This window comes from Duganella paludis (assembly GCF_054461335.1).
Genome location: NZ_CM136922.1, coordinates 1116126 through 1127902 on the forward strand (window position 1 = coordinate 1116126; position 11777 = coordinate 1127902).

The 11777-nt window shown below is 65.2% G+C and carries 6 protein-coding genes; 3 read left to right on the top strand and 3 right to left on the bottom strand.

Features of this window, described 5'->3' with window-relative positions; all coding sequences use genetic code 11:
* Nucleotide 1: 1 nt before the first annotated feature.
* On the bottom strand, nucleotides 2–3133 hold the full coding sequence (locus ACXZ1M_RS05040) for an efflux RND transporter permease subunit (protein ID WP_459052098.1): 3132 nt from the start codon (nucleotides 3131–3133) through the stop codon (nucleotides 2–4).
* Nucleotides 3134–3144: 11 nt separating this feature from the next.
* The gene (locus tag ACXZ1M_RS05045) at nucleotides 3145–4323 is read right to left on the bottom strand and encodes an efflux RND transporter periplasmic adaptor subunit (protein WP_459052099.1); all 1179 of its coding nucleotides are present in this window, start codon (nucleotides 4321–4323) and stop codon (nucleotides 3145–3147) included.
* A gap of 235 nt (nucleotides 4324–4558) precedes the next feature.
* Between ACXZ1M_RS05045 and ACXZ1M_RS05050 the strand changes: the two genes are divergently transcribed.
* From ACXZ1M_RS05050 to ACXZ1M_RS05060, 3 genes are all read left to right on the top strand, one after another.
* The gene (locus ACXZ1M_RS05050; RefSeq protein ID WP_459052100.1) at nucleotides 4559–6706 is read left to right on the top strand and encodes a diguanylate cyclase domain-containing protein; all 2148 of its coding nucleotides are present in this window, start codon (nucleotides 4559–4561) and stop codon (nucleotides 6704–6706) included.
* Between the two features lie 89 nt (nucleotides 6707–6795).
* The gene (locus ACXZ1M_RS05055; protein WP_459052101.1) at nucleotides 6796–8289 is read left to right on the top strand and encodes an ATPase domain-containing protein; all 1494 of its coding nucleotides are present in this window, start codon (nucleotides 6796–6798) and stop codon (nucleotides 8287–8289) included.
* Nucleotides 8290–8294: 5 nt separating this feature from the next.
* The gene (locus ACXZ1M_RS05060) at nucleotides 8295–9824 is read left to right on the top strand and encodes a hybrid sensor histidine kinase/response regulator (protein WP_459052102.1); all 1530 of its coding nucleotides are present in this window, start codon (nucleotides 8295–8297) and stop codon (nucleotides 9822–9824) included.
* Nucleotides 9825–9837: 13 nt separating this feature from the next.
* Here the strand turns inward: ACXZ1M_RS05060 and ACXZ1M_RS05065 are convergent, their stop codons facing one another.
* Nucleotides 9838–11745 carry an MFS transporter gene (locus ACXZ1M_RS05065; protein WP_459052103.1) on the bottom strand — a complete coding sequence of 636 codons (1908 nt, stop codon included), beginning with the start codon at nucleotides 11743–11745 and terminating at the stop codon, nucleotides 9838–9840.
* Nucleotides 11746–11777: the final 32 nt, after the last annotated feature.

Genomic DNA, 11777 nt, shown 5'->3' on the forward strand with positions numbered 1-11777 from the left:
ATCAATGCACCTCAACAGTTGCAGGGGCGGCCTTCTTCGGCGTGAAGTAGCCGCGCACCAGTACAAAGAACAACGGCACGAAGAAGATGCCAAGGAAAGTGGCCGTCAGCATACCGCCCAACACGCCGACGCCAATCGCGTTCTGGCTGCCGGAACCGGCGCCGCTGCTGATCGCCAGCGGCAGCACGCCCAGGCCGAAGGCGATGGAGGTCATCAGGATAGGACGCAGGCGCAGCTTCACCGCCTGCAACGTCGCTTCCTTCAGTTCCACGCCCTGCTCCTGCAGCTCCTTGGCGAATTCCACGATCAGGATCGCGTTCTTCGCCGCCAGGCCGATCACGGTCAGCAGGCCGACCTGGAAGTAGACGTCGTTCGACAGCTTGAACACATAAGTCGACAGCACCGTGCCCACCACGCCCAGCGGCACCACCAGCAGCACCGAGAACGGCACCGACCAGCTTTCATACAGCGCGGCCAGGCACAGGAACACGATCAGGATCGAGATCGCATACAGCTGCGTGGTCTGCGAGCCGGAGTCGCGCTCTTCGGTCGACAAGCCGGTCCACTCGTAGCCGATGCCCGGCGGCAGTTGCGCCGCCAGCTTCTCGATTTCCGCCATGGCGGCGCCCGAGCTTTGGCCCGGCGCAGGCGCCCCCAGGATCTCGGTCGACGGCAAGCCGTTGTAGCGTTCCAGGCGCGGAGAAGCGTAGATCCACTTGCCGGTCGAGAAGGCCGAGAAAGGCACCATCTGGCCGTCGGCGTTCCGCACGAACCACTTGTTCAGGTCTTCCGGCGTCATGCGCGAATCGGCCGAGCCTTGCAGGTACACCTTCTTCACGCGGCCACGGTCGACGAAGTCGTTGACGTAGGCGCTACCCCAGGCGTTGCTCAACACCTTGTTCACGTCCGCCACCGACAGGCCCAAAGCGATGGCTTTCTGCTGGTCGACGGTGATCTTGTACTGCGGCGTATCTTCCTGGCCGTTGGGACGCACGCCCACCAGCACAGGGCTCTTGGACGCCATGCCCAGCATCTGGTTGCGCGCGCCCATCAGCGCTTCGTGACCGACGCCGCCGATATCCTGCAGCTGCAAATCGAAGCCGCTGGCGTTACCCAGTTCCAGCACCGCAGGCGGCGCGAAGGCGAACACCATCGCGTCCTTGATCTGCGAGAATTTGCCCATGGCGCGGCCGACAATCGCGTTGACGCGGTTGGCGGCGCCCGGACGCTCGGACCAATCCTTCATGCGCACGAAGGCGATGCCGCTGTTCTGGCCATTGCCGCTGAAGCTGAAGCCGGCCACCGCGAACACGGAAGCGACTGCGTCCTTCTCTTCGGTCAGGAAGTGGTTCTCGACTTTCTCGATCACTTTCAGCGTGCGTTCCTGCGTAGCGCCGGTCGGCAGCTGGATCTGCGAGAACAGCACGCCTTGGTCTTCTTCCGGCAGGAAGGACGTCGGCAAGCGCATGAACACCACCGCCAGCACCGCGACGATCAGGCCATACACCAGCAGCGAACGGCCGCTGCGGTTCAGGATCGAACCGACCAAACCCTGGTACTTGTTGGTGCTGCGCTCGAACGTGCGGTTGAACCAGCCGAAGAAACCCTTGTTGGTCAGGTGATGACCTTTTTCCACCGGCTTCAGAATGGTGGCGCACAGCGCCGGCGTGAAGATCATCGCCACCAGCACCGACAGCACCATGGCCGAAACAATCGTGATCGAGAACTGGCGGTAAATCACGCCGGTCGAACCGCTGAAGAAGGCCATCGGCACGAACACCGCCGACAGCACCATGGCGATACCCACCAGCGCGCCGCTGATCTGGCTCATCGACTTGCGGGTTGCCTCCAGCGGCGACAAGCCCTCTTCCGTCATCACGCGTTCAACGTTCTCCACCACCACGATCGCATCATCGACCAGCAGGCCGATCGCCAGCACCACGGCGAACATGGTCAGTGTGTTGATCGAATAACCGAGCGCCGACAAGATGGCAAAAGTACCCAGCAACACCACCGGCACGGCCATGGTTGGAATCAGCGTGGCGCGGAAGTTTTGCAGGAACAGGTACATCACCAGGAACACCAGGATGACCGCTTCCACCAGCGTCTTCACCACTTCCTCGATCGACAGCTTGACGAACGGGGTGGTATCGAAAGCCACCACGGCTTTCAGGCCCTGCGGGAACTGCTTCTCCAACTGGGCGACCTTGGCCTTGACGGCGTTGGCGGTATCGAGCGCGTTGGCGCCGGTGGCCAGCTTGATGGCGACGCCGGAAGCGGCCTTGCCGTTGTAGCGCGCCAGGATGTTGTAGTTTTCGCTGCCCAGCTCCATGCGAGCGACGTCGCGCAGGTGCACGGTGGCGCCGCTGGCGGTGGTCTTCAGCAGGATGGCGCCGAATTGTTCGGCGGTTTGCAGACGGCTTTGCGCGGTCACGGTGGCGTTCAGCTGCTGGCCCTTGATGGCCGGCAGGCCGCCCAGCTCACCGGCCGAGACTTCGGTGTTCTGCGCGGAGATGGCGGTGGAGATGTCGGCCGGCGTCAATTGATAGCTTTGCAGCTTGGCGGCGTCCAGCCAGATGCGCATGGCGTACTGCGAACCGAAGTTGGTGACATCGCCCACGCCTTCCACGCGCGAGATCGGATCGATCACGCTGGCGGCCACGTAGTCGCCGATGTCGGCCTGCTTCATGCTGCCGTCTTCGGACACGAAGCCCAGCACCATCAGGAAGTTCTTGGTGGCCTTGGCCACTACCAGGCCTTGCTGCTGCACCACGGCCGGCAACAGCGGCGTCGCCAGTTGCAGCTTGTTCTGCACCTGCACCTGCGCGATGTCGGGATTGGTGCCGCTCTTGAAGGTCAGCGTGATGCTGACGCCACCGGTCGAATCGGACGACGCCGACATGTAGCGCAAGCCGTCGATACCCTTCATCTTCTGTTCGATGATCTGGGTAACCGCGTCTTCCACCGTCTTGGCGGAAGCACCCGGATAGGAGCCGCTGATCGAAATCGACGGCGGCGCAATGCTTGGATATTGCGATATCGGCAGGCCGAGAATGGCAATCACGCCCGCAAGCATGATGACAATCGCGACCACCCACGCAAAAATCGGGCGATCAATAAAGAAACGTGACATGAGCTATCTCCTTATTGCGCGCTTTTCGCGGCGGCGGGCGCAGCGCCGGCGGCGGCAACGGCGGCGGCAGGCTTGGCGGCGTTGGCCGGTGCGCCCGGTTTCACTTTCTGCACGCCTTCAACGATCAGCAGGTCGCCTTCGTTCAGGCCCGATTTCACCAGCCACTTGGCGCCCAGCGTGCTGCCGGTCACCAGGATGCGCTGCTCAACCTTGCCTTCCTTGTTCAGCACCAGCGCGGTCGCTTCGCCTTTCGGATTGCGCGTCACGCCTTGCTGCGGCACGGCGATGGCGTGCTCGTTGACGCCCGACTCGATCACCGCGCGCACAAACATGCCCGGCAGCAGATCGTGCTTCGGATTCGGGAACAGCGCGCGCAGGGTCACATTGCCGGTGCCCGGGTCGACCGACACGTCGGAGAACTGCAGCTTGCCCTCTTCGGCGTACTTGCTGCCGTCGGACAGCAGCAAGGTCACCTTGGCCTGGCCGCCGTTCTTTTTCAGGCCGCCGCTTTCGATTTCGCGCTTCAGGCGCAGCATGTCTTCGCTGCTCTGCGTCACGTCGACGTAGATCGGATCCAGCTGCTGTACGGTGGTCAACGCGGTGGTCTGGTTGGCGGTCACCAGCGCGCCCGGCGTCACGGTTGAGCGGCTGATACGGCCGCTGATCGGCGCATCGACGTGAGTGTAATCGAGATTGATCTTGGCCTGTTCCAGCGCGGCGGCGGCCGACTCGACGTCGGCCTTGGCCTGCTCGTGGGCGGCGATGGCGTCTTCATAGTCCTGGCGGCTCACGCCTTCGATGGCGACCAGCTCTTTGTAGCGCGCCACTTTCGGCGCGGCGGTCAGCAAGTTGGCCTTGGCCTTGGACAGCGACGCCTTGGCCGCATTGTATGAAGCCTGGTAAGTGGCGGCATCGATCTGGTACAGCGGGACGCCGGCTTTCACATCGGCGCCTTCGACGAACAGGCGTTTCTTGATCAGGCCACTGACCTGCGGGCGCACTTCGGCCACTTGATAAGCGGCGGTGCGGCCCGGCAGTTCGGTGGTGATCTGCAGCGCTTCCTGCGCTACCTTGAATACGCCCACTTCCGCCACCTGCTGCGTGCGAGGTGCTTCGGTCGTGGATTTGGAGCAACCAGCCAGCATGGCGATTGCGGTGAGGATTGCGACGGTACCGGTGGTCCGCAGCATGGTTTTTTTGCAGAAATAGGCTGCCATAGTATGTGGGCTTTCTGTATAAAATTTAAGCACAGGCTATAGAATGAACGATCATTCTAGTTAAGTCAAGCAACATTCTTGTGCAGTGCGGCAAGCTTAAGCGTGTTTTAAGGATGCAAAAACCACATGCCGATGCGGTGCACGCGGCCTGCGATGCTACAATCAATCACTTTCTCAAAGACATCTTTTCGGCCCGCCAGTACAGCCCATGTCCCCGCCGTCCCCCGCCACCCGTCCCCGTCTGACCACGCTGGTCACCGTCGGCGTCAGTGCGACGGTGTTGCTGACGGTGCTGGCCTTGCTGATCCTGGTCGACCATTTCGCCATCGGCTATGCCCGCCGCGAGGCCGAGCAGCGCCTGCAGCAGTTGTCCTGGCAGATGCGCGACTCGCTCAACGGCGTGGTGCGCAAGGCCATCGGCGACGTCACGCTGCTGAGCGAACTGCCGCGCGTGCGCGATGCCCGCACGCCGGCCGAGGTGCGCCAGGTGCTCGAAAGCCTGCAAAAAACCTTCCCCGACTACGCCTGGATCGGCCTGACCGACCCGGACGGCAAGGTATTCGCCGCCACCCAGGGCGTGCAGGAAGGCGTGGACGTCAGCGACCGCCCATGGTTCCGCGACGGCCGCGTCAAACTCTACGCGGGCGACTTCCACCCGGCCTCCCCGCTGGGCAAGAAACTTCCCTCCAGCGCCGACCCATGGCGCTTTGTCGACGCCGCCGGCCCGGTGCTCGGCCCGGACGGCAGCTACCGGGGCGTGCTGTGCGTACACATGAGCTGGGGCTGGGCGCGGCGCATGGTGCAAACCATCCTGGCCCCGGCCGACCAGCAATATTCGGCCGAGATCTTCGTGGTGCGCGGCGACGGCACCGTGATCCTCGGCCCGCAGGGCATGGAGGAACAAACGATCAGCAGCGCCAGCCTGACGCTTGCCCAGAGCGGCGCCTCGGGCGCGCTCAAGGAAACCTGGGCCGACGGCCGCGACTACCTCACCGGCTACGCGCGCAGCGGCCAGCCCGGCGATCCGGCCACGCTCACCTGGGCTATCCTGGTACGCCAGCCGGAAGCGCAGGCCCTGTCCGGCGCCCGCGCGCTGGAACGGCAAATCCTGCTGCTGGGCGCCATCCTGGGCGTGGCGATGGCGCTGGCCGCCGCCGTGGTGGCGGGCCGCCTGACGCGCCCGCTCAACGCCCTGAGCCGGGCCATCGAAGCGCGCCTGGCCGCGCCTTCTGATGCGGTCAGCCTGCCGGACGTGCAGCAGCACGATGGCTATCACGAAGTGCAGGTGCTGTCACGCGCGCTCAATGAAATGCTGCGCACTGAACAGGGCCACCTCGGCGCCCTGCGCAGCCTGAACGAAAAGCTGGAATCGACGGTCGGTGAACGCACCCGCGAGATCGCCCGCAAGGCGCTGCAGCTGGAGCGCGCGCTGGCCCAGGAACAAAGCACCCAGCAGTTGCTGCAGGAACGCGCGGCCGAACTGCGAGCCATTCTCGACAACGCCCACGACGCCTTCATCGCCCTCGATCCGGGCGGCGTGGTGCGCGAATGGAATCTGCAAGCCGAACAATTGCTGGGCTGGAAGCGCAACGAGGTGATCGGCCAGCCGCTGGCGGCCATGATGCTGCCGCCGCTGCTGCGCCGCGCTTACGAACGCGACATGCGCCAGCTGGCCGAGAGCGCCGACATCGCCGCCGCCATGCTGAGCCGCCGGGTGGAACTCACGCTGCACAACCGCGCCGGGCAGGAGTTGCCGGTCGAAGTCTCGCTGGCCTATGTGGCGCGCAGCAGCGGCCACCTGTTCATCGCCTTCCTGCACGACATCAGCGAGCGCAAGCAACTGTTCGCCTCGATGGAGGAGATGGCGCTGAACGACACGCTCACCGGCCTGCCCAACCGGCGCGCGCTGATGCAGGCCCTGCCCGAGGCGCTGCAGCGCGCCAACCGCCTGCGCCAGACGTGCGCCGTGTTCTTCCTCGACCTCGACCGCTTCAAGCAAGTCAACGACCGCTACGGCCACGAGGAAGGCGACGAGCTGCTGCGCCAGTTCGCCCAGCGCGTGCGCGGCGCGGTGCGCAAGACCGATACCGTCGGCCGCCTGGCCGGCGACGAGTTCATCGTCATCCTCGAAATGCTGCACAGCGACGCCGATGCGCAGGAGGCGGCCGACAAGCTGCTGCCGGTCCTGCAACAGCCCTTCATCCTGAAGACCGCCACCGTCGCGTTGAGCGCCAGCATCGGCATCGCCCTGCACCATCCGGACGATCCGCAGGATATCGAAATGCTGCTCGGCCGGGCCGACCGCGCCATGTACCGCCACAAACAGCAGGGCATGCAGCAGCGCGCACGCCGCTAAGACTGTTCTTTAGGTGCGCTAACGAACACCAAAGTTTTTCGCCGTGGGGTAGGATTTCTGGAACAAAAATCATTCGTTCCGGACAACCCATGGAAGAGCAAAACAGCATCACCAACGACTTTCTCTCAACCGGCGTGCCTGGCCTGGACAACGTCCTGGCCGGCGGCCTGACCAGCGACCGCCTGTACCTGGTCGAGGGCGAGCCCGGCACCGGCAAAACCACGCTGGCGCTGCAGTTCCTGCTCGAAGGCGTGCGGCGCGGCGAATCGACGCTGTACATCACGCTGGCCGAAACCAGGGTGGAGCTGAGCAGCGTGGCGCAGTCGCACGGCTGGCGCATGGACGGCATCCACATCGAGGAAATCATCCCCGATGAAAAGGCGCTCAATCCGGACCAGCAGTACACCATCTTCCATCCGTCCGAAATCGAGCTGAGCAGCACGACCCAGCGCATCCTGGCGGCGATCGACAAATACCAGCCGCGTCGCGTGGTGCTCGATTCGCTGTCCGAGTTGCAGCTGCTGGCCGAAAGCCCGTTGCGTTACCGCCGCCAGGTGCTGGCGCTCAAGCAGTATCTCACCAGCCGCAGCTGCACCACCATCCTGCTCGACGACCGCACCGCCCTCAGCACCGACCTGCAGGTTCGCAGCGTGGCGCACGCGGTGCTGACGCTGGAACTAACGGACCAGGCCTACGGCGCCGAGCGGCGCCGCCTGCGCGTGGTCAAGTACCGCGGCGTGGCCTATCGCGGCGGCGCGCACGACTACAAGATCATCCAGGGCGGCCTGTACGTGTATCCGCGCCTGGTGGCGGCGCAGACGCGCGAGAACGGCGAGCGCAAACAGCGCTCCAGCGGCCTGCCGGCGCTCGACGCGCTGCTCGGCGGCGGCCTGGAGGCCGGCACCAGCACCCTGATCTCCGGCCCGTCCGGCACCGGCAAGTCCTCGCTGGCGACCCAGTTCGTGCACGCGGCCACGCGGCGCGAGGAGAAATGCGCAATGTTCCTGTTCGAAGAGGCGCGCAGCAATATGCTGCACCGCTGCACCAACCTCGGCCTGGAACTGGGGCCGGCGCTGGCGAGCGGCATGCTGAGCGTGCAGCAGATCGATCCGGCCGAGCTGTCGCCGGGCGAGTTCTCCAGCGCCGTCATCCGTTCGGTGGAGGAAGGCGCGCGGGTGGTGGTGATCGACAGCCTGAACGGCTACCTGAACGCGGTGCCGGACGAGCGCTTCCTCATCACCCACCTGCACGAGCTGCTGACCTTCCTCGGCCAGCGCGGCGTGGTCAGCATCATCGTCGGCGTCCAGCAGGGCATGGTGGGCGGCTCCATGAAAAACAGCATCGACGCCAGCTACCTGGCCGACAACGTCATCATGCTGCGCTACTACGAAACCAACGGCGCCGTGAAGCAAGCCATCTCGGTGTTCAAGAAACGCGGCAGCGCGCACGAACGCACGTTGCGCAGTTTCGAACTGAGTTCCGCCGGCCTGCGGGTGGGGCCGGTGCTGAAGGACTTCCACGGCGTACTGACCGGCGTGCCGACCTACCACGGCGCCCCCATCGCCGAGAGCGCGGCCGGTTGAAGCCCATGGAAAACCGTATCCTGATCTACGCTCCTACCGGCCAGGATGCGGCGCTCACTGCCAAGGTGCTGGCCATGGCGGCCATCGACACCCACATCTGCCCCACCCTGGCCGACCTGGACCACGAACTGGAACGCGGCGCCGGCGCCGTGCTGACGGTGGAGGAAGCGCTGGCGCCGGGCGCGTTCCAGCTGCTGCAGGGCCGCGTCGCGCGCCAGCCCGACTGGTCCGACCTGCCGATCATCCTGCTGACCCATCGCGGCGCCGATTCGGCCAGCGTGCGGCAGGCGGTGGCCGGGCTCGGCAACCTGGCGCTGATGGAGCGCCCGGTGCGCACCATCACCCTGATCACGGCGCTGCATTCGACCCTGCGCGCCCGCAACAAGCAATACCAGATCCGCGAAGCGGCACGCCGCAAGGATGAATTCCTGGCCAGCCTCGGGCACGAGCTGCGCAACCCGCTGGCGCCGATCCGCACCTCGGTGTCGCTGCTCACCCACCTGTACCCGGACGCCGGTCCGGTGCGGCGCATCCGCGACATGGTGGAGCGCCAGGTGCGCCTGCTGACGCGGCTGGTGGACGACCTGCTGGACGTGGCCCGCATCACCAGCGGCAAGATCACCTTGCAGCCGCAGCTGGCCTCGCTCGCCTCGGTCATCAACCACGCCAGCGAGTTGTGCCAGCAGGCCGCCGACGACAAGCGCATCCACATCGCCTGGCAGTTGCCGCCGCAGGAAGTGATGCTCAATATCGACTATGCGCGCGTGGTGCAGATCTACGCCAACATCGTCTCCAACGCGGTCAAGTTCACGCCGCAGGGCGGCCACGTGGTGGTGCGCGCGACGGTCGATGGCGACGATCTGGTGGTATCGATCCGCGACGACGGCATCGGCCTCGAAGCCGACACCATCCCGCGCATCTTCCGCATGTTCGAGCAAAGCAAAACCGTCAACGGCCAGTTCTCCAGCGGGCTCGGGATCGGCCTGAGCTTGTCGCGCCAGTTCGCCGAAATGCACGGCGGCAGCGTGGAGGCGTATAGCGAAGGGATGGGCAAAGGCAGCGAATTCGTGATCCGCCTGCCGGTGCTGAACCACAACGGCGCGCGCGACGCCATTCCGCTGGCGCAGCAGGCCGGCACCGACGGCCGCAGGATGCAGGTGCTGGTGGTGGACGACAACGAGGACGCCGCCGATTCGCTCACCGCCCTGCTGGAGATCGACGGCTTCGATGCGCGCGCCGTGTACGACGGCGCCGCCGCCGTGCAGGCCGTGCAGGCGCAGGCGCCGGACATGATCATCATGGACCTGGGCATGCCCGGCATGGACGGCTACGAAACTGCGCGGGCGATACGCGGCATCGCCGGCGCCGAGCGCATCCTGCTGCTGGCCCTGACCGGTTGGGGCCAGGGCGACGCCCGCCGCCGCACGGTGGAAGCCGGCTTCGACCATCACTTGGTCAAGCCGGTGGAGCTGGACCAGATCATCCGCCTGGCCGGCGCCCGGCAGAACCGCGACCAGGTGCAGGCGGCGCGCTAGGGGGCCGGGAGGATTACTTCCAGTCGCCGCGCAGCGCCGCCACGCGCTGTTTCAGGTCGTCGGGCGACACATCCTGCGGCGCCACCGGTGCGCCCACCGCCAACGACAGGCGCGAACGCCAGCCCTTGCGGAACACGCGGCCGAACACGTTCTCGTGGTTGCGGCTCAACAGATGGCCCCACAGGCCGCGCAGCGCCATCGGAATCACCGGCACCTTGCTGCGCTCGATGATCTTGGCGACGCCGCCCTTGAAGTCGTTGATCTCGCCGGTGCGCGTCAGCTGGCCCTCGGGGAAGATGCAGACCAGCTCGCCCTCGTGCAGCGCCTGGGCGATATCGATGTAGGCCTTCTCCATCAACCACGGATCTTCCTTGGCCGGCGCGATCGGAATCGCGCGCGCGGTGCGGAAGATCCAGCCCAGCAAAGGCAGCTTGAAGATGCGGTGGTCCATCACGAAACGGATCGGGCGCGGCGCGGCCGCCACGATAACGATGGCGTCGACATAGCTGACATGGTTACACACCAGTACCGCCGGGCCTTCGGCCGGAATGCGCTCGGCATCGACGGTATCGACGCGGTGGATGGTGTGGATCAGCAGCCAGGCCAGGAAGCGCATCAGGAATTCCGGCACCAGCGAGAAGATGTAGATCGCCACCACGGCGTTCAGCAGCGCGGTGATCAGGAACAGCTGCGGAATCGTGAAGCCCTGCCCCAGCAACAGGATGGCCAGGCCGGCCGCCGCCACCATGAACAACGCGTTCAGGATGTTCATGCCGGCGATGGTGCGCGAGATGTGCGCGGGATCGCAGCGCAACTGGATCAGCGCGAACAGCGGCACGATGAAGAAGCCGCCGAACATGCCGATCATCAGCACGTCGAACAGGATGCGCCACATGCCGTGCTGCGCCAGCAGCGCAAAGGCGTCCAGGTGCACGCCGGCCGCCACAACACCGGCGCTGCCGGCGTAGGCCAGGCTGGCGAAATACAGGTCGATGCCGAACAGCGTCAGGCCGATGGAGCCGAACGGCACCAGGCCGATCTCCACCTTGCGGCCCGACAGGCGCTCGCACAGCAGCGAACCGCTACCCACGCCCAGCGAGAAAATAGTCAGCAACAGCACGAAGGCGCCGTGGTCGCCGTGCAGATAATCCTTGGCGTAGACCGGGAACTGCGCCAGCACCAGCGCGCCATAGAACCAGAACCACGAGTTGCCCAGCATGGACAGGAACACGGTGCGGTTCTTGCGCGAGAAATTGATATTGCGGATCGATTCGCCGACGAAGTTCCAGCTGATCTTGAGCTCGGGCGCCGGCGCCGGCGACACCGGAATGCGGTAAGCCGCCAGCAGGCCCAGCGCCGCGACCAGCATGGTGGCGGCCGCTTCGAGCATCAGGCCGTGCGGTTCCTGCACCACCAGCACGGCGCCCAGCACCTCGCCCATCAGGATGCCGACGAAGGTGCCCATCTCGGTCACGCCGTTACCGCCGATCAGCTCTTCCTTGCTCAGCTGCTGCGGCAGGTAGGCGTACTTCACGGGGCCGAACAAGGTGGAATGGATGCCCATGCCGACCACGCCGGCGATCAGCAGCCACAGGTGGTGCGTGACCCAGCCGAGAGCGGCCACGCCCATGATGGCCAGCTCCAGCCACTTGATGAAGCGCGTCAGCCCGGACTTCTCGAACTTGTCGGCCAACTGACCGGCGGTGGCGGAGAACAGCACGTAGGGCAGGATGAACAGGCCGGGAATCAGATTGGTCACCAGCGACGGCGACATCGTGGTCCAGCTCAGCGCATCGAAGGTGATGATCACCACCAGCGCGGTCTTGAACAGATTGTCGTTGAAAGCGCCCAGGAACTGGGTCCAGAAAAACGGTGCGAAGCGGCGCTGCTTCAACAGGGAAAACTGGTTCGGCTGGCTCATGTCGGGCGTATCCGTTCAGGAAAGATTGACGG

Coding starts and splice junctions, on each gene's coding strand:
- ACXZ1M_RS05040 (WP_459052098.1), bottom strand. CDS start 3,133: ATGTCACGTTTCTTTATTGATCGCCCGATTTTTGCGTGGGTGGTCGCG.
- ACXZ1M_RS05050 (WP_459052100.1), top strand. CDS start 4,559: ATGTCCCCGCCGTCCCCCGCCACCCGTCCCCGTCTGACCACGCTGGTC.
- ACXZ1M_RS05045 (WP_459052099.1), bottom strand. CDS start 4,323: ATGCTGCGGACCACCGGTACCGTCGCAATCCTCACCGCAATCGCCATG.
- ACXZ1M_RS05055 (WP_459052101.1), top strand. CDS start 6,796: ATGGAAGAGCAAAACAGCATCACCAACGACTTTCTCTCAACCGGCGTG.
- ACXZ1M_RS05060 (WP_459052102.1), top strand. CDS start 8,295: ATGGAAAACCGTATCCTGATCTACGCTCCTACCGGCCAGGATGCGGCG.
- ACXZ1M_RS05065 (WP_459052103.1), bottom strand. CDS start 11,745: ATGAGCCAGCCGAACCAGTTTTCCCTGTTGAAGCAGCGCCGCTTCGCA.